Source organism: Streptomyces sp. NTD91, assembly GCF_059510455.1.
On sequence record NZ_JCAJZW010000014.1, the window covers coordinates 134,552 to 156,223 of the forward strand.

Genomic DNA, 21,672 nt, shown 5'->3' on the forward strand with positions numbered 1-21,672 from the left:
ACGTTCAACCGCACATCATCTGCTCGATCTCGTCCGGTCCGAGTCCTTCGAGAAGCCGCTCCAGCAGGTCGGGGCGGAAGGCGTCCCCCAGGACGTCCACCCCGGCGCTGCTCCAGGTCAGCCGGATCCGGACCAGGCGGCCCTCTGGGTGCCTCGGGTACTCCGCGGCATCGATGAGGTCCGGCAGCGAGTCCACCAGCCGGTACACCGGAGCGGAGGGCACCGTGCCGTTCTCGTTCTCCGTCATTCGCGGTTCCCCCTCATGTCCAGATCCCCTTGATCGGTGTGCGGCACTCCCGGCACCGCCCCTGCGCATCCAGTCCCAGGTGCGCCAGGGCCCAGATGTCCCGGCGCACGACGGCGGCTCCGCACCCGGGGCAGTAGGTGGTGCGCCCGTCGGCGCCCAGGGCCCGTTCGACGTACACGTGCCGCAGCCCGGCGGAGCGGCCGATGGCGCGCGCCCGATCCAGGTCGCCCGGGACGGTCGGCGGGTGGTCGCCCATCCGGTAGGTGGGTGTGAACCGCAGCAGGTGCCAGGGGATGTCCGGGTCGACGGCGGCCAGGAAGCCTGCGATGGAGGCCAGTTGGGTCTCGTCGGCGCTGCTGCCGGGGATCAGCGGAGTGGTCGCCTCCACCCACACGCCCGCGGCGTGCATGCGGCGCAGTGTGTCCAGCACGGGAGCGAGAGGCGCCCCGGTCAGTCTGCGGTGCGGTTCCTCTTCGGCCGCCTTGATGTCGATGTTGACGGCGGACAGGGCGGGCGCGAGCAGGGCGGTGGCCTCGGGAGTGAGGAAGCCGTTGCTCTTCCACACCACGGGGACACCGGCGGGACGGGCCTCGGCGGCGAGCGCGAGGGTGAGTTCGGGTGCGAGCGAGGGTTCCGAGTACGACAGCCCGAGCGACGCGGACTCCTGCGCCGCCGCACGCACCAGACCCGGCACGTCCACGGGCTCGGGCGACGGACCGGCGTCCGGGCCCTGCCCCCTGCCGTACTGGGACAGCCGGTGGTTGACGCAGTAGTCGCAGCGGAAGGAGCAGCCGGGTGGTGCCAGGGTCAGGACCCTGCTGCCGGGCCGGAAGTGGTAGAAGGGCTTGCGCTCGACCGCGTCCCAGTGCCGGACGGTCGTGGAGAAGGTGAGCGTCTGCACGGTCCGGCCGTGCCGTCGCCGCACCTTGCAGGCCCCGCTCTCGCCGTCCCGCAACCGGCAGCGGTACGGGCACAGGATGCAGCGCACGGCATCGTCCGAGGTCCGGGTGAACGCGGTGTCGGCACTCTGCCAGCTCACGTTCACGAGCGTAGTGGCCAACCCGGCCGCTTGTCAGGGAGTCTCGCCGGGCCGCGCCACGTGGCAGGCACGGGACGGATTCCCTTCCGCCTGACGGAAGTCGGCGTTGCGCCCCGTGCGGTGCCTCCCGACGATGTGGCCACATCCACGGACGGGAGCCGCAACCATGCCGCACATGACCGCTTTCGCGAGGAACCAGTGGTACGTCGCCGCGTACGGCGAGGAGGTCGGGCGCGAACTGCTCGGCCGGACGATCCTCGGGGAACCGCTCGTTCTGTACCGCTCCGAGGAGGACGGAACCCCGGTCGCCCTGCACGACCGGTGCGTGCACCGCAGGTTTCCGCTGTCCTCGAGCGGCCTGGACGGCGACCGTATCGTGTGCGGTTACCACGGTTTCACCTACGACCGCACCGGCGCCTGCGTGTACGTGCCGGGACAGCGACGCATCCCGCGCACCGCGCGTGTCGCCTCCTACCCGGTGGTGGAGCAGGACTCGCTGATCTGGGTGTGGATCGGCGACCCGGCGCTCGCCGACCCGCAGCCGATCCCCCGGGCCCGGCACCTGGACTCCCCCGGCTGGACCACCGTACGCGGCATGGAACCGATCGACGCCGACTACGGCCTGCTCGTCGACAACCTCCTCGACCTGTCCCACGAGACGTATCTGCACGGCGGTTACATCGGCACCCCCGAGGTCGCCGAGACGCCCATCACCACCGAGGTGGACGAGGGCGCGGGCGTGGTCCGGGTCAGCCGGCACATGGACGATGCCGAGTGCCCGCCGTTCTACGCCCGTTCGACCGGCATCGAGGGCCGGATCACCCGCTGGCAGGACATCGAGTACCACGCGCCCTGCCTGTATCTGCTGCACAGCCGTATCGCGCCGACGGGCGTCGAGCCCGAGCCGGACGGCAGCGATCCGCACGGCTTCCACACCGGGATCACCTACGCCATCACCCCGTCGACAGACGGCAAGGTGTACGACTTCTGGGCGGTGTCCCGGGACTGGGCGACCGAGGACACCGAGGTCAGCGAGTTCCTGCGGGCCAACAACCACACCGTGGTGATGCAGGACGTGGACGCGCTCAACCTGCTGCAGCGCACGCTCGGCACCGAACGCACCGGCTACCAGGAACTGAGCATCAACATCGACACCGGCGGCCTCGCCGCCCGCCGTATCCTGGCCCGTCTGGTCGAGGAGGGCGACAAGCCGGTCGAGGGGGTCCGGTGAGTCCCGGCACCGGCGAGGTCCACCGGATCGACTGGCTTCCGGGCACCGATGTGCTGCACGGCACCTGTCACTGCGGCGCGGAGCACTCCGCCGAGGACCCGGTGCTGATGTGGGAGTGGATGCTGGCGCATCCCGAAGGACACGGCACCGGCGAAGAGGACGTGCGGTGACCGAATTCGAACTTGTCGTGAGCCGACGGCAGTTGGTGGCCGACGGGGTGCTGGCCCTGACCCTGCGCGATCCGCTGGACCGTGGGCTGCCCGGCTGGGAGCCCGGCGCCCATGTGGACCTGCTGCTCCGGCCGGGACTGGAACGGCAGTACTCGCTGTGCGGCGATCCGGCGGACCGGTCGGCGTGGCGGATCGCGGTGCTGCGCGAGGGCGCCGGTCGACCGGGGTCCCCCCGGCCGGAGGCCGGGAGAGGGTCGCAGTACGTGCACGAGCGGATGAGCGAGGGCGGGACGGTTCGGGTGCGCGGGCCGCGCAACCACTTCCGGCTGGAACCCGCGCCCCGCTACCGGTTCATCGCGGGCGGCATCGGCATCACCCCGGTCCTTCCGATGCTCGCCGCGGCCCAACAGGCGGGCGCACAGTGGACGTTGCTCTACGGCGGGCGCACCCGCTCCGCCATGGCGTTCACGGCGCAACTGGCCCGCTACGGCGACCGGGTCACCCTCGCCCCGCAGGACGAGACCGGCCTGCTGGACCTTGGCCCGGTGCTGGACGACCTCCCCGGGGACACCCTGGTGTACTGCTGCGGTCCGGGGCCGCTGCTGGACGCCGTGGAGAAGCGCTGCCCGGCCGGTGCGCTGCGGGTGGAGCGGTTCCGGCCGAAGGAGCGACAGGCGGGCGAGGACGGCGAGTTCGAGGTCGCCCTGGCCCGCAGCGGCCGCACCGTCACCGTCCCTCCGGACGTCTCCGTGCTGGACGCGGTGCGTGCCGCCGGGGTCGAGGTGCTGTACTCCTGCGCGGAGGGGACGTGCGGCACCTGCGAGACGGACGTGCTGGAGGGCACTCCGGACCACCGGGACTCGGTCCTCACCGAGGAGGAACGGGCGGCGGGCGACACGATGATGATCTGCGTGTCCCGGTGCAGGGGCGCCCGGCTGGTGCTGGACCTGTGAGGGGCGGCCGGACCTTCACGCGGTGACGATGTCCTCCTTCAGGGGCGGCAGGACCTCGGCGATCGCGCCGATCGTCCCCTCGACGACCCCGGCCTCGGACAGATCGGCGGCCAGGTGGGTGACGACGCTGTCGAAGGCGGCCCCGGTCACCGAGAGATGCTCGTGGGCCTTGCGCACGGAGCGGCCGGTGCAGGGGTGGGCGGCGCCGAGCGCCCGGCCGATGAAGCGCCGTTGGTGCCGCTTCGGTCGGTCGAGTTCCACTGCCGCGAAGTACGGCTGCAGGGCGGGGTCGGCGAGGACCTTGGCGTAGAAGGCGTCGACGACGGCCGCGACGGCGTCCTCGCCGCCGAGTTGCTCGAACAGGCTCGGAGTGACGGCCGGGGCCGGGGTGCCGGAAGTGGTGTCGGTCATGGGCCCGGCGTCGCGCCGCCGTCCTGCCGAGGCGTGAGGGGAACGTCACGGGACCCTCAGAGCCTCTCCGGTGCGGTGCACGGCGCGGCGGAACGTTTCGTGACCGGCTGCTCACACACGGGGCCGACGGCCGGCACACCGCACCGGAGAGGGGCTGGGCGCCCCTTGGGGGTCAGCTCGTCAGATAGGCCTCCACCTCGCTGAACTGCCCCGCCGGCCAGCCCGTGTTGGCGCCGACCGTGAGGCGGAGGTACCGCGGTCGGGTGCCGTCCGGCAGGGGGACGGTGACCGTGTTGCCGGTGGCCGGGTCGAAGCGGTGGTCGTGCGCGCCGAGCACGGTGGAGTAGCCGGCGCCGTCGGTGCTGCCGAGCACGCTGACGGTCTGGGTGCGGGCGCCCCAGGCCGAGGACGGCGGCACCTTCGGCACCAGGCGGCGCACGGCGTAGGACGAGCCGAGGTCGACCGTCCAGGACTGCGGGAAGGCGTTGTTGGTGGACTCCCAGTAGGAGTTCGCGTCCCCGTCGACCGCGTTGCCCGGCGTGTGGACGTCCTGCGAACCGGTCGCCGAGGCAGGCCGGCCCTTGGCGAGGTCGCGGTTCGGGTCGGGCTCGGGGTTGCCCTGGCCGGGCTGGGGCCAGGTGGAGCAGTCCGACCAGGTGCTGGACCAGCCGGAGTTGCCGCCGCCGTCGGTCAGGGTGAAGGAGCCGGAGTTCGCCGGGTAGGGGCAGTTGTAGACGCCGGCGGAGCCGACCCGGGTGGCGGTGACGTTCTGGAAGGCCGCCGCGCCCTGAGTCTCGGCCTGGACGACGACCGTGCCGGTGTTCCTGACGGTCGCGCCGGTCACGTTGACGTTCCCCACCGGGTAGCCGCGCCCGCCGCCGGAGACGAACTCGAAGGTGCTGTACGGACTGTCGGTGACGGTGGTGTCGGTGATGTTCACCGTCGCGCCGATCGCGCTGTCGTAGGAGTCGACGCGCAGGGCGCCCATCGGATGGTTCCAGTCGGGGTTCGTCGCGCCGGTGCGGACCAGGGTGTTGCCGGCGACCGTGATGGTGCCGGACAAGGGGAAGAAGGGATCCATGAACTTCTGGTTGGAGATCGCGATGCCGCTGCCGAGGGCGTTGGTGTCGGAGATCAGGTTGTTCTTCACGGACAGGTCCGTGCCGCCGTAGATCGCGATGCCGTTGGCGAGGTTGGGCTGCGAGATCGTGTTGTTCTCGAAGCTGGAGTTCGCGTCCGGGGAGTAGAGCGACCACATGGCGAGGGCGTCGTCGCCCTGGTTGCGCAGGAAGTTGTCGCGGACGACGACGCCCTTGGCGGTGCCGTTGAGATTGATGCCGTCGGCGGTGGTGTCGAGGAAGCGGCTGTTCTCCACGACCAGGTTGTCGTTGACGCCGGTCAGCCACATCCCGCACTTCATGTGCTGGATCCACATGCCGGAGACGGACGAGTCGGGCCCGAGTGAGCCGTTGACGAAGTTGTCGGGACTGGAGTCGACGCGTTCGGTGACCTCGCCCATGACGGCGAAGTCCTTGATGTGGACGTTCCCGGCGGAGCCGGACTGGTCGATGAACCGGGACGTGTGCACCACCGAGTACCAGTCGCCGGCGCCCTGGAGCGTCACGTTCTGCACGCCGCTCAGCGACGAGGTGATCCGGCAGTCGCCCGGCGGGATCCAGACCGTGCCGTCCCGGGAGGCGGCGACGGCGTCCCGGAAGGCCTGGGTGGAGTCGCCGGTGCCGGTGGGGTCCGCGCCCTTGGAGACGACGGACACCGAGCCCGCGGGCGGGGTGGCGGGGTCCGCGACCTGCTCGAAGTCGGCGACGTCCACCGTGACCTGCGTGCCGGTCGCCTCGACGGCGACCTTGTCACCGGGCTGGACGTTCTGGCCCAGCAGCATCCGGGTGTCGTCGAAGAAGCGGTGCGTCTTGGCGCCGGGGATCCAGCCGGTGTCGATGTACGAGTAGGTGGACGTCACCGGCAGGGTCCTGGCGAGCCTGGCCCCGTTGACGTACACGTTCAGCGCACCGGACTGGCCGTCGGACGGATCCTGGGCGTCACTCCGCCGGTCGCCGCCGGGCGCGCCGGGTCCGCAGGGCCACCCACGCGAAGTCGGCGACCGCGGCAAGATCGCGGCGAGATCAGCCCACCTCGCGTGGAGGACCGCCGCCGTACGGGCCGGCGAGGCCGCCGAGGGGCTCGGTAGCCCGCTCATCGCATGGAACCACTGCCGTCTCGGGCAGTTGGCAAGCGCCCGGGCGCAGGCCACCACGGCGAAAGGGACGAACGCCGGTGTCATCGCGCCAGCACAGGGACGCCGCTTCCGGTTGCCCGGATCTCGCTCTCCTTCGACCCGGCGCCGCCGGCGACCTGAACGCCGGCGGTGCCGGGTCAGTCCTCGGGGGCCGGGACGACGGTGAGGTGGGCGGCCGGGCGGCGTACCGGCGCGGCGGGCCGGCGGTTCTCGCGCAGGACCAGCGTCAGGCGCCGGTGGCCGAGGTCCCGCAGGGCGTACGGCGTCTCCTCGACGACACGGCACTCGACGCAGCCGCGGCGCGGGTCCACGTGGCGCAGCAGCCGCACGGCCCCGTCGAGCCGTGCCGCGCTCTCGCCGACGGCACGGATCCAGTGCGGCAGGCCCTGCCGGTAGGCGGCCTCCATGAGCGGATCCTGGGCGAGGTCGCGGCGGATCGCCTGGAGTTCGTGGTCGTGACCGTACGTCTCCAGGGCGGCTTTGAGGTGGGCCATCATCGGCAGGCACCAGCCCTGCTCGTGCTCGCCGAGCACATCGCCCGCGTCCGGATGGAACAGGACGAACCGCAGGAAGTTCTCCCCGGGCATGGCCGTCGCGTGCCGGCGCACCCCACGGAAAAGTGTCTCGAACGCGCCGTTGGCCATGACGACGTCCCAGCGGTGGTCGACGACCATGGACGGGCAGGCGAGGGACTCCAGCAGGACGGCGTAGTCCTGGAGGAACGCCTGGGTCGCGCAGGTCTCGGGGACGGGCCGCGGTGCCGGCCGCTGCCCTCCTGCCTGATGTGCCATCGGGAGGTCACCCCTCTTGCCTCTGCGGCCTTCACGCGGCCCTGCGATCCTGCGGCCCCCGGCAAGACCGTGTCAACTATCGTGGCATTCCGCGGTCGTTGACGGCTGAAATTCGCCACAGTTGTGGCGACACCTGGCTGTGGGTTCGCGGCACCCGCTACTCTCCGGGAAGTTCACGGCGATCGCTCGTGAGAAGCACCGACTCAGAAACACGGACACATCTGAAGCCCTCGAGAGACGTAGGAGTTCTGTCGGTGACGGATGGCTACGAGGATCCGGGCGCCACGGCGACCGCCCAGCTGCCGGCCGTCGTCGCCCGCGTCACCGCGCTCGCCGACCGGCTCGGCGTGCCGCACGCCGAGGTCTTCGACGTCGGGCGGCTCTCCGTGGCCTGCGGGGTGCCCGAGCCTGTGGTCAAGGCCCTGCTCGCCGGCCGGCCCGCGGGCGAACCGGACGTCCAGGCGCGCTTTCTGCAGCGCCTCGGCCTGCTGCGAAGGACCCGGCTGAAACCGAACGGCCGCAGGTACACCCAGCAGGAGATCGCCGACGGCGCGGGCATGTCCCGGCAGCAGGCCGGGGCGCTCATCAACGGCGACCGGCGGCCCACGATGGAGCACTGCGACGCCCTGCAGCGTTTCTTCAAGGTGCACGCCGGATTCCTCACCGCGGAGGACCCCGAGGCGCTGGCCGGTGCGCTGCAGCGCACCGAGCAGGAGCTGCTGACCAAGCTCGCCGACCGGGAGCGGGCCGCGGCCGGGACCGAGGAGGATGCGCTGGAGCGGCTGCTGCAGGACCACGGGGTGCGGGGAATAGCGTGGCGGGCCGCGCAGTTGCCCACCGACCAGCACCGGGACAAGGTCGCGGAGTGGCTCGACATGCTCCTGGAGAGCGTCAAGCGACCCGAGTCGTGAGCCGGGGGAGGACTGTGGGCATCGGCAGGGACATGCGCCGCCTGTGCAACGAGCTGGTGGGCGGGGTACGGCTGCCCGCTCCCGCGCCGCCGGGCGAGCTGTACGGAGCACTGTGCGAGGCGATGAGCCGCCGCCGGGGCCGCCCGGTGCACTTCCGCGCGGCCGCGTTCCCGACGGGCACGGCGAGCGGGCTGTGGCTGGACCTGACCGACCGTGATCTCGTGGTCGTGGAGGAACGCACCGCGCCCGACCACCAGTTGGTGATTCTCGGCCACGAGCTGTGGCACATGCAGGCCGACCACCGCGGACACCATGTGGACGGGGTCGGGGTCGCCACGCGACTGCTGCACGACGACACCGACCAGGAGGCGCTGCAGGCCACGGTGCAGCGGGTCGCGGCACGGACCCGGTTCGACCTCACCGAGGAGCGGCAGGCCGAGACGTTCGGGCTGCTGCTGGCCAGCAAGTGCCGTACCTGGCTCGCCGGTTCGGCCCTGCGCGGTCCGGTGCAGCGCGACGACGTGGCGGGGCGCATCGAGGCGTCGCTGGGGTATCCGGGGCCGCAGGGCTGATCCGGACGGCCGCACGAAGCGGGGGCCGGTACCGGTGCGCGGGCGGCGCCCGCCGCGGTCGGTCGGCGGTCCGCGGCGCGGTGTACCCCGCGCCGGGCCACCCTTCCGGACTCCGGCGGAGGGTTTCGGGCTGCGCTGAGCGGGCGAACCGGAGCGGAGCCGGGGGGCGTTGTCAGTGGTGGGCGGCAAGCTGGAGAGATGCGCCGCACGGCGCGCGACCGTGACGCCTACTCGGGGAGAGCCGACCGATGCCCACCGCCGTACTGACCGACCATGAGCGCACCGCCGTACAGGCCTATCTGCGGCTGCTGCACACGGTGCGCGCCGCCTTCGACGGGCCACCGGACAGCGGCCGGCCCGCCGTGGTGCCGCCCGCCGTGCTGGCCGAGGCGGAGCGCGCCCTGGAGCACGCGGGCCTCGCGGGCAACGAGAAGGAGTTCTTCCGTCTGCTGCGCGACTGGTGCCCGCCGGCCTGACCGCGGGGCAGGAGCGACCGCCGGAGGGCCTCAGTCGTGCGGGAGGACCACGGCGGTGACGGCCACGCCGTCGCGTACGGCCCACCGGCCGTCGAAGGTCTGGAGCCGACGACCGCCGACCCGGGGCCCGGGGACGAGGAGTTCGGCGCGCAGGGTGCCGTGCGGCCGGTCGCCGGGACCCGGGTGGAGGCTGATGTCGGCCTCGGAGAAGTCCAGCCAGGCACCGGTCAGCGGGAACCACGCCTTGTAGACGGACTCCTTGGCGCTGAACAGGATCCGCTCCCAGTGCACGGCGGGATGCCGCTCGCGCAGCCGGGCGATCCGCTCGGCCTCGGAGGGCAGGAGGACGAAGTGGCCCACGTCCTTCGGGAGCGGCGCGTGCCGTTCGGCGTCGATGCCGAGCGAGGCCAGGTCGCCGGCGCGGGCCAGGGCCGCGGCGCAGTAGCCGTCGCAGTGGGTCATGCTGCCGATCAGGCCGGCCGGCCAGCGCGGTGCGCCCCGCTCGCCGCGCAGAACGGACTGCGCGGGCACGCCGAGCTTCTCCATCGCGCGCCGGGCGCAGCCGCGTACGGCGGCGAACTCACGGCGGCGCTTGGCCACCGCACGCGCGACGAGCGCTGCTTCCCCGGGGTAGAACCCGGCATCCCACAGCGGGTCGTCACCGTGCGCCTCCACGGCCACGACCGACTCCGGGAGCAGCTCCTCGATCACCGGCTTCGACCTCCATCGGCAGGATGCGGCGCAGTCTGCCCGGCGGCTCCGGGCGCCGGCGCCATTCTCGGGGATAGCCCACGGAGACCTCCTGGAAGCGGACTCCGTCGTGCCACGTGGTGCGGGGGATGTGCAGATGGCCGTAGACCATCGTCGTGACCCGGAACCGCAGGTGCCAGTCGGCGGTGAGCCGGGTACCGCACCACATGGCGAACTCGGGGTACCACAGCACCTCGGTGGGATGCCGGTGCAGCGGATAGTGGTTGACCGGTACGACCGGCAGGCCGGCGGGCAGCTCGGCGAGCCTGCGCTCGGTCTCGGCGACCCGCGCCCGGCACCAGGCGTCACGGCTCGGATAGGGATCGGGGTGCAGCAGGTACTCGTCGTTGCAGATGACGCCGGTGCCCTCGGCGTAGGCCAGGCCCTCGGCCTTGGTGGCGCAGCCGGGCGGCAGGAACGAGTAGTCGTACAGCAGGAACAGTGGGGCCACGACAGCCGGGCCGCCGGGGCCCTGCCACACCGGATAGGGATCCTCGGGGGTGACGACGCCCAGCTCTCGGCAGAGCCCGACCAGGTGCTCGTAGCGGGCCACACCGCGCAGGGTGACCGGATCCTTCGGATGGGTCCACAGCTCGTGGTTGCCGGGCGCCCACAGCACCTTGCGGAAACGGGCCGCGAGCTTCTCCAGCGTCCAGCGGATGTCGGCGACCGTCTCGGCGATGTCACCGGCCACGATCAGCCAGTCCTCGTCGCCGGCGGGCCGCATGTCCTCGACCAGGGCGCGGTTCTCCGGATAGCCGATGTGCAGGTCGCTGATGGCCAGCAGCTGTCCGGCCCCGGCCACAGACTCCACCCGGCTCCCCTTCCGATCATTCTCTGCCGGGACCACGAGAACACATTTCCGCAGACCGGACAAGACGCTCCCCGGCCGCCTGCCGGCGGCGCGCGGCCATGGCGAGCAGCGGCCGTACGGACCCCGGCGCGCCTCCTGGACGGGCACCGGAAATCCGTAACGTCCGCGTTGCACGCGCGGGCTCTTGAAAGCCGTATGATCGCCCCGACACCATCACCCCCACCTCCCTTTTCGCAGGGGTGCTCCGGTGTCCCTTCCTCCCTCCTGCCCGGGCACGGGCCGCTGAGTCCTGCCCGCACACCATGAAAGGCGGCCTGGATGCTCTCTCGCGTACGCGTCTGGCTCAACCGCACGTACGCGGAGAACGTGTTCTTCATGGATCAGCTGCGCAGAAACCCCGGCGACCGCGCGGTGGAGATCCACGCCACGCACGCCGATCCCGACTCCCCCGTCCTGGCCGCCGCCGACACCGCCGACCTGGAGCCGGAGGGGCTGTCCGCGGCCGCGTACGTCGAGTACGCCCTCGACCAGTGCGCCCGGCGCGGCATCGACGTGTTCGTGCCCCGGCTGCACCAGGCGGCGATCGTGGCGCACCGCGCGGACTTCGCGGCGGCCGGTACGGCACTGCTGGCGCCGACGCCCGAGGCGGTGGCCGTCTTCGAGGACAAGGCGACCGCGTACGAGGCGGTGCGCTCGGTGGGAGTCCCGGTGCCACCGTGGTGGCGGGTCCGCACCGCGGACGAACTCCTCGCGTCCGTCGAGGAGTTGGAGGCTGACGGGCACAGGGCGTGTTTCAAGCCGGCCGCCGGGGCGGGCGGGGTCGGCTTCCGGGTGATCACCCGCGCGCCGTTCTCGCTGGCCCATCTCGAGGGATTCCCGGGCCCGTACGTCCAGCTCGACCTCGTCGTCGAGGCGCTGCGGCGGTCCGGGGAGCCGGTGGACTGGCTGGTGATGCCGCGTCTGGAGCAGCCCGAGGTGTCCGTGGACTGCCTGACCGGGACGGACAACCGGCTGCGGCTCGCGGTGGGCCGCACCAAGAACGGGCGCCGCAGGGGTTTCACGCTGGACGAGCGGTGGCTGGAGCCGGCCCGGCTGATCGCGGAGGGCTTCGGGCTGCACCATCTGTCCAACGTCCAGTTCCGGATGTCGGGCGACCGGCCGGTGCTGATGGACGTCAACACGCGGCCCGCGGGTGGCCTGCACCAGCTGTCGCTGTGCGGGGTGAACGCGCCGTGGGCGGCCGTGCAGTTGGCGCTGGGCGAGGACCCCGGGGTCATCGAGCCGCCGTTCCTGGGTCAGGACTACACGGTGGTGGCGGGACCGCGGTCGCTGCTGCCCGTACCGGCGGTGCTTCCGCAGCAGAGGGAGGCGAAGACGCCGCTTCCGGCGGTGCCGGTGCAGGCGGGTTCGGCGGTGGAGGCCCTGCCGATCTAGGCGCTCGCAACCAGGGGTATGGACCAATCCCGCCGCATCCCTTGACAGCAGGATTGGTCCATACCAAATTCTTCAGCGCACCTCCGCACACCTCTGCACTCCCGAACACCCCCTTCCCCACAGGGAGATCGCGTGCGCAATCCACTCGGACGTCGCAGACGTCGGCTTCTCGCCCTCCTCGGTTCCGTCGCCCTCGCGGTCGGCGGGGCCATCGCCCTCCCGGCCACCGCTCAGGCGGCCGACATCCTCACCAACCCCGGCTTCGAGTCCGGCGGCCTCTCCCCCTGGACCTGCACCGGCAACCTCGGCTCGGTCGTCTCCTCCCCCGTGCACAGCGGCGCCGAGGCGCTCCAGGGCGCGGTGAGCGACAGCGACGACGCACAGTGCAGCCAGACGGTCGCCGTCCAGCCGAACACGACGTACACCCTCAGCGGCTGGGTACGCGGCAGCTATGTGTACCTCGGCGTGAACGGCGGCGCCTCGACCTGGACGACGTCGCCGACGGCGTACAGCCAGTTGAGCGTCTCCTTCACCACCGGCGCCTCGCAGACCAGCGCCACCGTCTATGTCCACGGCTGGTACGCCCAGGGCACCTACTGGGCCGACGACATCAGCCTGGACGGGCCGGGTGGCGGCTCAGGCGGCGGCGACACCCAGGCGCCGACCGCGCCGACGGGCCTGACCTCGACCGGGAAGACGTCGTCGAGCGTCTCCCTGTCGTGGAACGCCGCCACCGACAACGTGGGCGTGACCGGTTACGACGTCTACAGCGGCTCGAACCAGGTGCTGACCGTCTCCGGCACGTCCGCCACGGTCAGCGGGCTGTCGCCCAGCACGTCGTACACCTTCACCGTGAAGGCGCACGACGCGGCCGGGAACGTCTCGGCCGCCTCCGACGCCGTCACCGTGACGACCAGCGCGGGCAGCGGCGGGGGAACCGGTCTCACGCAGGCCGCGCCGTACCTGTACGAGGGGTGGGGCGATCCGCCGAGCCCGACGACGGTGATGAGCGCGACCGGGATCAAGTGGTTCACGATGGCGTTCGTGCTGGACTCCGGTGGCTGCACCCCGGCCTGGGACGGCAGCCGGCCGCTCACCGGCGGCGCCGACCAGAGCGCGATCAACGCGATCCGATCCGCCGGCGGTGACGTCGTGCCGTCCTTCGGTGGCTGGCAGGGCAGCAAGCTGGGCGCCAACTGCTCCTCGGCGGCCGCGCTCGCCGGCGCCATCCAGAAAGTGATCGACGCCTATGGCCTGAAGGCCGTCGACATGGACATCGAGAACACGGACGAGTTCGAGAACGAGGCCGTCCAGGCGAAGATCCTCACCGCGCTGAAGACGGTCAAGGCGAACAACCCCGGCCTGAAGACCATCGTCACCTTCGGCACCTCCACCACCGGGCCGACGTACTACGGCAACCGGCTGATCGAGCAGGCGCAGTCCCTCGGCGCGGACATCGACGTGTTCACCATCATGCCGTTCGACTTCGGCGGCGGCTCGGACATGTACGGCAACACCGTGAACGCCGCGGAGGGCCTGAAGAACAAGCTGAAGTCGACCTTCGGCTGGGACGACGCGACCGCCTACGCCCACATCGGCATCTCGGGCATGAACGGCCTGTCCGACCAGCAGGAGACGACCACCCCGGCGATCTGGACCCAGATCCGGGACTGGGCGAACTCCCACCACATCGCGCGGCTCGCCTTCTGGGCGGTCAACCGGGACCGGCCCTGCGCGGGCGGGGGCGTGGTGAGCAACTGTTCCGGCATCAGCCAGAACGACTGGCAGTTCACCTCCATCACGGCCGGATTCACCGGCTGACACCACCGAACCGGCGGCCGGTCCCACGAGGGCCGGCCGCCCCGGCGCGGCGCAGGCCCAGGATCTCGAGGGCCTTGCTCCAGGGCCGCTCGCTCACCTGAGGTAAGCGAGCCCGGGGTGGACCGCCGTGTACCCGTCGACCAGTCTGCGGGCCACGTTCACGGAGTCGACCAGCGGATGGAGGGCGAACGCCCGCACGGCCCTCTCCCGGTCACCGGAGTCGGCGGCGGCGAGCACCTCGCGCTCGACCGCCTTGACCGCGCAGACCAGGCCGGTGGCGTGGCCGGGCAGCGGGTCGGCCGCGACCGCGTGCGCCCCGTTGGCGTCGACCAGGCACGGGACCTCGATCACCGCCTCGTCGTCGAGGACGGAGAGCGTGGCGCGGTTGCGGACGTTGAGGATCAAAGTGGTGCGCTCGTCCCGCGCGATGGCCCGCATCAGGGCGAGGGCGACCTTCTCGTAGCCGCCGGACAGGTCGTCGGCCTCGCGTTCGCCGGCGCCCGCGCTCTCGCGGTTCTCCGCCATGTAGGTCGCCTCCCGCTCGGCGCGGGTGCGTTCCCACACCGCGAGGGCGGAGGCGTCCGACCGCGTGATCTGCTCGTAGAACCGCGCCTGCTGGTCCCGCAGGAAGGCGCCCCGGGTCTTCTCCGCCTGCTGGTAGGCGCGGACGGCCTCGCGGTTGAAGTAGTAGTAGTGCAGATACTCGTTGGGGATCGCGCCGAGCGACTGCAGCCACTTCGCCCCGAAGAGCCTGCCCTCCTCGAAGGAGCCGAGCAGGCCGGGGTCGGCGAGCAGGCGCGGGAGTTCGTCGCGGCCGGCGACGCGCAGGCCGCGCACCCAGCCGAGGTGGTTGAGGCCGACGTAGTCGATCCACGCCTCCTTCGGGTTCGCGCCGAGCACCCTGGCGATACGGCGGCCGAGGCCGACCGGCGAGTCGCAGATGCCGATGACGCGGTCGCCGAGGTGGCGGGACATGGCCTCGGTGACCAGGCCCGCGGGATTGGTGAAGTTGATGACCCAGGCGTCGGGGGCGAGCCGGGCCACCCGCCGGGCGATGCCGACGGCGACCGGTACCGTGCGCAGACCGTAGGCGATCCCGCCGGCGCCGACCGTCTCCTGGCCGAGGACGCCCTCGGCCAGTGCAACGCGCTCGTCGTCCGCCCTGCCCTCGAGGCCGCCGACGCGGATCGCGGAGAAGACGAAGTCGGCGCCGCGCAGGGCCTCGTCGAGGTCGGTGGTCGCGCTCACCTCGGGCGCGCCGGACACCCCCGCGGCCTGCTCGGCCAGGACGCGGGTCACGGCGGAGAGCCGGCCCGCGTCGAGGTCGTGCAGCACGACCCGGGTGACGCGGCCCTCGGCGCGGTCCGTCAGGAGCGCCCCGTACACGAGCGGGACGCGGAAGCCGCCACCGCCCAGAATCGTCAGCTTCACGCTTGCACCTTTCCTGCCACGATCACTTCGACATGCGCGTCCTTCAACGAGGACCGGGGTGCCGCGCCCACCGGTACGTCCCAGACCACCACGTCCAGGGCCCCCGGGGCCGCAGACCTCGCCCTCCCTCTGCCCGGGAACTCGGCCGAGCCGGCGAGCAGACCCGGCCGCGCGAGCCTCGACCACGCCCCGCTCACCTGCCCGCCGGGACATGCCCCGCGGGTGCCCGGGGACGATCCGGTCGGCGTGCAGCGCGGATCGTCCTCGGCGAAAGGGCCCGCCGACGAAGGGTATCCGCGGCGGACCGCACCGCAGCCGGACCCCGCGCGTCCTGGGAACGCCTCCGGCGTCGTCGACGACCGCACACACGACCTGCACGTCGAGAGCTGCCCGGTCGTACGGAACCCGAAGGCCGCCGCGGTCGGCATCGCCTCGGCCGGGCTGCCGCGGCCGCGGGTGCGCCGGGAAGACCGGCCCGGTGGCGGCGGCCGGCCCGGCGACTCCGGATCGTCTCCCGGGCGCTGCCCGTCACCCCCTTCACGGCCACTGACGCCCCGAGGACTCGTGCACGACACGATCGGGCGGCGGCGTTCCGGGACGTCGGCTACGATCCGGGCGAGGACGTACGGCGACAGGGCGAGGTGCGGGTGAGCGAGCGGTCCGCGGCCGACCGGCTGCTGGCCGTGCTCGCCGCGTTCGACCACGAGCACCCCGCCCTGTCCCTCACGGACATCAGCCGCCGGGCCGGGCTCAGCCTGACCACCGCGCACCGGCTGGTGGGCACCCTGACCGCATGGGGCGCGCTGGAGCGCGAGCCGTCAGGGGTGTACCAGGTGGGGCTGCGCCTGTGGGAGGTGGCCGCGCTCGCCCCGCGCGGCCTGGGCCTGAGACAGCTGGCGCTGCCGTACCTGGAGGACCTGTACGAGGCGACACACGAGAACGTGCAGCTGGCGGTGCGGGACGGCACGGAGGTCGTCTACATCGAGTGGCTGTCGGCCCGTTCGGCGGTGGGTGTGCACATCCGGGTCGGCGCACGCTGGCCGCTGCACGCCACCGGCGTCGGCCTGGTCCTGCTCGCCCACGCCGCCCCCGATCTGCAGGAGGAGTACTGCGCCGGGCCGCTGGCCGCCTTCACGCCCTACACGATCACCGATCCGGAGCGGCTGCGCCGTACCCTCGCCGAAGTGCGGCGCTCCGGGGTGGCGGTGAGCGGGCGTCAGGTGACGGAGGACGCGCTGTCGGTGGCGGCGGGCGTGCGCGGGCCCGGCGGGGACGTGGTCGCGGCCGTGTCGGTGGTGGTGCCCCGGGCGGGTGCCCAGGTGCCGACCCTGACCCCGGCTGTACGGCTGGCGGCCCGCGGGATCTCCCGGGCGCTCGGCTGGCAGCCGGAGCGGCGCGGGCAGTGACGGTTCAGGAGCCGGAGGCCGGTTGGGTCCGCACCCCTGCCGCCGGGCAGCGCGTGAACGGTGCCCGGTGAAACCTCGGTGCGTTCAGGGTGCTTCGGACGGCGCGCCGCGGCGCTGACAGCGGTAATTCTGCCGCCATTCCACTTTTCTGCTGAATTTTTCCGGGATCGACTCAATGAGTGGCTTTCTTCGGCCGAATCGGCGCGCTGCCGCCCCGTTCCGAGCCGGCCCAGTATCTGTTGAACGCCATGTGCGGCGACGGAAGGCTGGGGACGATGGTCGAGCGAAGGAAGTTCCTCATGGCCGGAGCCATGGCGGGTGCGGCCATGCTTCCGCGGGGAGTTCCGGGAACGCGGGCGTACGCGACGACGGCGCACGAGGCAAGGTGTCCGATCGTGCCGGAGTGGCACACCCCTCCGCTGGAGATGTTCGTCGACCCGCTGCCCAGGCCGGCGACGGCCGTCCCGGATCCCTCCGTCTATCCGGGCGCCGACTACTACGAGATCACGATGCGTCAGGGCACGTGGCGCTTCCACCGTGATCTCGGACCCTCACCCGTCTGGGGTTACTGGGCCACGAACCCGCACGATCCCGACAAGTCGATCGGCATGGGCTATCTGGGGCCGACCATCAACACGACCAGGGACCATCCGACGGTCGTCAAGTACCGCAACGAACTGCCGACCATCCACATGTTCCAGTTCGTGATCGACGCCATCCGCAGCGGGTGCGACCAGCTCACCCCGACCCCTCCGCCTCCCTACGAGGCGGTCCAGCCCTTTCCCCCGAACGTGAACGTGTGGAACGTCGTGCACCAGCACGGCGGTTACACGGCACCGCAGTCCGACGGCATGCCGCTGCAGTCGTTCAGTCCGGACGGCGTCCATGCCGCGTCCTACAGCACCCTGGACCCGGGCCGGGTCAAACCCAACGAAGCGATCTACGCGTACACCAACCACGACCATTCGTGCATGCTCTGGTACCACGATCACGGCATGGGGATGACCAGCCTCAACGTCTATGCGGGCCTGGCCGGTCTCTACTTCATCCGTGATCCCGCCGACGAGCGGCTCGGGCTGCCGCGAGGCGACTTCGAGGTCCCCCTCGTCCTGCAGGACCGGACCTTCAAGCCGGACGGCTCGCTCGCCTACACCATGACCCGGCGGGAGGGCGAGGACACCCCGGTCGTCAACGGGAAGGCATACCCTTTCCTGGCCGTCGAGCCGCGACGCTACCGGCTGCGCATCCTCAACGCTTCGAACGAGCGTTTCTGGCGGCTGAGGTTCGACGTTCCCACGGACGTACTGCTCGAGCCCCAGCTCCCGTTCTGGCTGATCGGCACCGACGGCGGCCTCCGTGCTCCGCTGCAGATGCTGGAATTCCTGATCGGTCCGGCCGAGCGGTACGACCTGATCGTCGACTTCGGCGGGCTGCCCATGGGCACCAAGGTCACCATGAGGAACTATCCGGGTACGCCGGTGCACTACCCCGGCGTACCCGGCGAGGGACCTGAGATCGCGGAGATCATGCAGTTCCAGGTCACCAAGCCGTTGTCCGGGGGCGGGGACAGGACGACGACGCCCGACAGACTCAGGCTGCCGAGGGTCGCACCCATCAGGCCGAAACCGCACACCCGGCGGCGGGAATGGGTCGTGTACCAGCACAAGCTCTTCGCGACCATGACGTTCAACGCGGTGCCGTTCATGGAGCCGTCCCAGGACTTCGTCAAGGAGGGCTCGGCCGAGATCTGGGAGTACATCAATCCCAACCACGACGCCCACCCGATGCATGTCCACCTCGTCAACTTCCAGGTGCTGAACAGGCAGCCGATCGACGCCGCCCGCTACCAGGCGGACTACGACAAGTGGGTCTACGGCGGCCGCAAACCGGAGGACCGGCCGGTGCTGGCCGACTACTTCACCGGCCCACCGATTCCGCCGGAGCCGGACGAAGCACTGTCCCGCAAGGACACGGTCAAGGCCCATGCGGAGATGGTGACCAGGATCATCATTGATGAGTTCATCCCGCCGAAGCGCGACATCGCATCGATTCCGGGCAGCGGCACCGAACTGCCGGCGACGTACGTCCACCACTGCCACCTTCTCGAGCACGAGGACGACGACCTGATGCGTCCGTGGACGATCGTCGGCCACGGCGACCACGACGGCGGCGGCCATGGCGCCGGCCACCACCACGACCACGACCACCGCTGACGGGATCGGTCGGACCGCGAGCGCCGTCCGCGCCCGAGGGGCGCGGACGGGGCTCGGTGGACGGCTTGAGCCGGTACGGGTGACTTCACCCCCTGAACTCCCGTACAAGGATGGACCTTTGTTTGTTTCAAGGCTTGACGACCGCAAGGGCGAGGAGCACATTGGCGGAATTGTGAGAGCGCTCTCAGAAATCCTGGGAGCCCTCTTCGAGGACCCCCCGCACAACTCCCCGTACCCGAGAGGCCTCCCCATGAGCGCATCCTCCGGCATACCCAGACCTCGCCCGCTGCGGCGCGCGTTCGTCGCCGTCGTCGCCACGCTCGGCCTGGCCGCGGCCGCCGCCGCGGCGGCCACCGCGCCCGCGAACGCCACCGCCCCCACACCTCCCTCCGGCTGGTCCCAGGTCTTCCTTGACGACTTCAACGGCCCGGCGGGCTCCGGCGTGGACACGTCGAACTGGCAGTACGACACCGGAACTTCCTATCCGGGCGGCGCCGCGAACTGGGGCACCGGCGAGGTCGAGTCGATGACCTCCAGCACGAACAACGTCGCCCTGGACGGCAACGGCGACCTGCTCATCACCCCGCGCCGTGACGCCTCTGGCAACTGGACCTCCGGCCGGATCGAGACCACCCGTACCGACTTCCAGCCCCCGGCCGGCGGCAAGCTGCGCGTGCAGGCCCGGATCCAGATGCCGGACGTCACCGGGAACGCGGCCGCCGGCTACTGGCCCGCGTTCTGGATGCTGGGCGCGCCGTTCCGCGGCAACTACCAGAACTGGCCGAGCGTCGGCGAGCTGGACATCATGGAGAACGTCAACGGCCTGAACAAGACCTGGGCCACCATGCACTGCGGCACCGACCCGGGCGGCCCCTGCAACGAGACCACGGGCCTCGGCAACTCCACCGCCTGCCCGAACACCACCTGCCAGTCGGGCTTCCACACCTACACCATGGAGTGGGACCGTTCGGTGAGCCCGGAGGCGATCCGCTTCTACGTCGACGGGGTCAACTACCAGACGGTCACGTCGAACCAGATGGACGCGACGACCTGGGCGAACGCCACGAACCACGGCTTCTTCGTCATCCTGAACGTGGCGATGGGCGGCGGCTTCCCCGCGGCGTTCGGCGGCGGCCCCACCAGCGCCACGGAGTCCGGCCACCCGATGGTCGTCGACTACGTCCAGGTCCTGCAGTCCTCGGGCAGCGGCGGGGGTACCACTCCCCCGCCGAGCGGCAACCGCGACGCCTACAGTGCCGTTCAGGCCGAGTCCTACGACAGCCAGTCGGGGATCAGCACCGAGACCTCGTCCGACACCGGCGGCGGCCAGGACATCGGCTGGATCGCGAACGGCGACTGGGCGCTGTACAAGGGCGTGAACTTCGGCTCGACCCCGGCCACCCAGTTCTACGCCCGGGTGGCGAGCGGCGCGGCCGACGGCGTCAGCGGGCTGGTCGAGGTGCGCCTGGACAGCCGGAGCAACGCCCCCGTCGGCAGCTTCGCCGTCGGCAACACCGGGGGCTGGCAGTCCTGGCGGACGGTCCCGGCCAACATCGGCTCGGTCACCGGCACCCACGACGTCTATCTGACCTTCAGCAGCGGCCAGCCGGCCGACTTCGTGAACGTGAACTGGTTCGACTTCGGCCACTGAGCCGCCCGGTGCCGGTGGCCGACCGTCCCGCACAGCCGGCCACCGGCGCCGTCACGGTCCGGCCGCACCCGTGAGAGCGGCCGGCGAAGAGCCCCGGGCACGGCCCGACGGGGCTCAGCGCAGTTCGGCGCGGAACGCCACCGGGGTCTGCCCGGTGTGCAGGTGGAAGAACTTGGTGAAGTTCGCCGCGTCGGGGAAGCCCACGGCCGCGCCGACGCGGCCGATCGGCATGTCCGTGTGGGCGAGGAGGCGTTCGGCCTCCAGGACGACGCGTTTGTCGATGAAGCCCTTCGGCGTCCCGCCGGTGGCGGCACGGACGGCGCGGACGAGGGTGCGCCGGGAGTAGCCGAGGGCGTCGGCGTAGGCGCTGACGCTGTGGTTGGTGGCGAAGCCGTGCTCGACGGCGTCCCGGAAGCGGGTGAAGGTGCTGTCCGTCTGCTGCCGGCCGGCCTCGGCGGAGCTGGCCGCGAGGTGGGCGAGGCGCAGCAGCACCGCGGTGAGCGTGTGCCTCAGGACGGCGGTGTGCAGGCTGAGCGGGAGCGTCGTGGTGTCCGCGTACTCGCGGCGCAGCTGGTCGAGGGCCGCCCGGAGCGCGGCGAGCCGGTCCGGGTCCGGATGCAGCAGGGGCGGCAGGTCGTAGCGGTACAGGCCGGTGGCCTCGACCGTGGAGCGGGGCAGGAAGCCGGGCTGCATGGTCAGGACGGTTCCGCGGTACACGGCCTCGCGGGAGAAGCGGTGGACCTGTCCGGGGCGGATCCACAGCAGGTCGTCGGCGCCCGCCTCGTACTCGGCGAAGTCGATCATGTGCCGTACGGGGCCGCCGCTGAACAGCATGACGATGTGGAAGTCGATGCGGTGGACGCGGTGCAGGGGGGCGTCGGTGTGCCAGGTGTGGTCCGTCCCCATGGGGCCGATCTGCATGCCGACGCCGCCGACGGCCCGCTCGGCCGGGAAGGGGAGGGTTCTGATGCCGTCGTCGTCCTCGGTCCCCGCGCGGCCCGTACCCTCGCCGCCGCCTGGGGGTCTTCTGTCGGCCATGTCCTTTTCGTGCCATCCCTGTCGCGCGATCACTGTCCCAGATTCACCACAGGCTGACA

20 protein-coding genes are annotated in these 21,672 nt (G+C 71.6%); 11 read left to right on the plus strand and 9 right to left on the minus strand.

Features of this window, described 5'->3' with window-relative positions; genetic code table 11:
- Positions 1-4: 4 nt before the first annotated feature.
- Both AC5WRT_RS17320 and amrS read right to left on the minus strand, forming a co-directional pair.
- Complete coding sequence (locus AC5WRT_RS17320; RefSeq protein ID WP_496094249.1) at positions 5-247, minus strand: radical SAM-modified peptide, FtsH ternary system-associated; 243 nt, start codon at positions 245-247, stop codon at positions 5-7.
- 13 nt (positions 248-260) lie between these two features.
- Positions 261-1,286, minus strand: coding sequence for an AmmeMemoRadiSam system radical SAM enzyme (amrS, locus tag AC5WRT_RS17325; RefSeq protein WP_496094248.1), 1,026 nt, complete (start codon positions 1,284-1,286; stop codon positions 261-263).
- 166 nt (positions 1,287-1,452) lie between these two features.
- On the opposite strand from amrS, the gene AC5WRT_RS17330 reads away from it, so the two are divergent.
- The 3 genes from AC5WRT_RS17330 to AC5WRT_RS17340 are packed head-to-tail and all read left to right on the plus strand — an operon-like array spanning position 1,453 to position 3,640.
- Positions 1,453-2,517: a Rieske 2Fe-2S domain-containing protein gene (locus AC5WRT_RS17330; protein WP_496094247.1), complete on the plus strand. Its 1,065-nt coding sequence runs from the start codon at positions 1,453-1,455 to the stop codon at positions 2,515-2,517.
- Positions 2,514-2,687, plus strand: coding sequence for a hypothetical protein (locus AC5WRT_RS17335; RefSeq protein WP_496094246.1), 174 nt, complete (start codon positions 2,514-2,516; stop codon positions 2,685-2,687). Before AC5WRT_RS17330 ends, AC5WRT_RS17335 begins: the two co-directional genes overlap by 4 nt.
- Positions 2,684-3,640, plus strand: a complete 957-nt coding sequence (locus AC5WRT_RS17340) for a PDR/VanB family oxidoreductase (protein WP_496100358.1) — start codon at positions 2,684-2,686, stop codon at positions 3,638-3,640. The genes AC5WRT_RS17335 and AC5WRT_RS17340 overlap by 4 nt, the downstream gene beginning before the upstream one ends.
- A 15-nt stretch (positions 3,641-3,655) precedes the next feature.
- Here the strand turns inward: AC5WRT_RS17340 and AC5WRT_RS17345 are convergent, their stop codons facing one another.
- From AC5WRT_RS17345 to AC5WRT_RS17355, 3 genes are all read right to left on the minus strand, one after another.
- Complete coding sequence (locus tag AC5WRT_RS17345; protein ID WP_496094244.1) at positions 3,656-4,051, minus strand: group I truncated hemoglobin; 396 nt, start codon at positions 4,049-4,051, stop codon at positions 3,656-3,658.
- A 172-nt stretch (positions 4,052-4,223) separates the two neighbouring features.
- Complete coding sequence (locus AC5WRT_RS17350; RefSeq protein WP_496094243.1) at positions 4,224-6,350, minus strand: discoidin domain-containing protein; 2,127 nt, start codon at positions 6,348-6,350, stop codon at positions 4,224-4,226.
- 92 nt (positions 6,351-6,442) lie between these two features.
- Complete coding sequence (locus tag AC5WRT_RS17355) at positions 6,443-7,096, minus strand: MmyB family transcriptional regulator (RefSeq protein ID WP_496094242.1); 654 nt, start codon at positions 7,094-7,096, stop codon at positions 6,443-6,445.
- A gap of 254 nt (positions 7,097-7,350) precedes the next feature.
- On the opposite strand from AC5WRT_RS17355, the gene AC5WRT_RS17360 reads away from it, so the two are divergent.
- From AC5WRT_RS17360 to AC5WRT_RS17370, 3 genes are all read left to right on the plus strand, one after another.
- The gene (locus AC5WRT_RS17360) at positions 7,351-8,007 is read left to right on the plus strand and encodes a helix-turn-helix domain-containing protein (protein ID WP_496094241.1); all 657 of its coding nucleotides are present in this window, start codon (positions 7,351-7,353) and stop codon (positions 8,005-8,007) included.
- 14 nt (positions 8,008-8,021) lie between these two features.
- Positions 8,022-8,579: a toxin-antitoxin system, toxin component gene (locus AC5WRT_RS17365; RefSeq protein ID WP_496094240.1), complete on the plus strand. Its 558-nt coding sequence runs from the start codon at positions 8,022-8,024 to the stop codon at positions 8,577-8,579.
- 248 nt (positions 8,580-8,827) lie between these two features.
- Positions 8,828-9,055: a hypothetical protein gene (locus AC5WRT_RS17370; protein WP_496094239.1), complete on the plus strand. Its 228-nt coding sequence runs from the start codon at positions 8,828-8,830 to the stop codon at positions 9,053-9,055.
- 30 nt (positions 9,056-9,085) lie between these two features.
- Here the strand turns inward: AC5WRT_RS17370 and AC5WRT_RS17375 are convergent, their stop codons facing one another.
- Positions 9,086-9,766: a 4'-phosphopantetheinyl transferase family protein gene (locus AC5WRT_RS17375; RefSeq protein WP_496094238.1), complete on the minus strand. Its 681-nt coding sequence runs from the start codon at positions 9,764-9,766 to the stop codon at positions 9,086-9,088.
- Entirely contained in the window at positions 9,714-10,619 is a 906-nt protein-coding gene (locus AC5WRT_RS17380) for a metallophosphoesterase family protein (protein ID WP_496094237.1), read from the minus strand. The genes AC5WRT_RS17375 and AC5WRT_RS17380 overlap by 53 nt, the downstream gene beginning before the upstream one ends.
- Positions 10,620-10,937: 318 nt before the next feature.
- Between AC5WRT_RS17380 and AC5WRT_RS17385 the strand changes: the two genes are divergently transcribed.
- Both AC5WRT_RS17385 and AC5WRT_RS17390 read left to right on the plus strand, forming a co-directional pair.
- Positions 10,938-12,053 carry an ATP-grasp domain-containing protein gene (locus AC5WRT_RS17385; RefSeq protein WP_496094236.1) on the plus strand — a complete coding sequence of 372 codons (1,116 nt, stop codon included), beginning with the start codon at positions 10,938-10,940 and terminating at the stop codon, positions 12,051-12,053.
- A 132-nt stretch (positions 12,054-12,185) separates the two neighbouring features.
- Positions 12,186-13,874 carry a carbohydrate binding domain-containing protein gene (locus tag AC5WRT_RS17390; RefSeq protein WP_496094235.1) on the plus strand — a complete coding sequence of 563 codons (1,689 nt, stop codon included), beginning with the start codon at positions 12,186-12,188 and terminating at the stop codon, positions 13,872-13,874.
- 93 nt (positions 13,875-13,967) lie between these two features.
- Here AC5WRT_RS17390 and AC5WRT_RS17395 read toward each other — a convergent pair whose 3' ends face one another.
- The gene (locus AC5WRT_RS17395) at positions 13,968-15,305 is read right to left on the minus strand and encodes a 6-phospho-beta-glucosidase (RefSeq protein WP_496094234.1); all 1,338 of its coding nucleotides are present in this window, start codon (positions 15,303-15,305) and stop codon (positions 13,968-13,970) included.
- 647 nt (positions 15,306-15,952) lie between these two features.
- On the opposite strand from AC5WRT_RS17395, the gene AC5WRT_RS17400 reads away from it, so the two are divergent.
- The 3 genes from AC5WRT_RS17400 (at position 15,953) to AC5WRT_RS17410 (ending at position 20,575) form a co-directional block, all read left to right on the plus strand.
- Positions 15,953-16,711: an IclR family transcriptional regulator gene (locus AC5WRT_RS17400; RefSeq protein WP_496094233.1), complete on the plus strand. Its 759-nt coding sequence runs from the start codon at positions 15,953-15,955 to the stop codon at positions 16,709-16,711.
- A gap of 395 nt (positions 16,712-17,106) precedes the next feature.
- Positions 17,107-18,924 (plus strand): multicopper oxidase family protein, encoded by a 1,818-nt coding sequence (locus AC5WRT_RS17405; RefSeq protein WP_496094232.1) that lies wholly within the window; start codon positions 17,107-17,109, stop codon positions 18,922-18,924.
- 250 nt (positions 18,925-19,174) lie between these two features.
- Positions 19,175-20,575, plus strand: coding sequence for a glycoside hydrolase family 16 protein (locus tag AC5WRT_RS17410; RefSeq protein WP_496100359.1), 1,401 nt, complete (start codon positions 19,175-19,177; stop codon positions 20,573-20,575).
- Positions 20,576-20,689: 114 nt separating this feature from the next.
- Here AC5WRT_RS17410 and AC5WRT_RS17415 read toward each other — a convergent pair whose 3' ends face one another.
- Entirely contained in the window at positions 20,690-21,613 is a 924-nt protein-coding gene (locus AC5WRT_RS17415) for a helix-turn-helix domain-containing protein (RefSeq protein ID WP_496094230.1), read from the minus strand.
- Positions 21,614-21,672 lie beyond the last annotated feature (59 nt).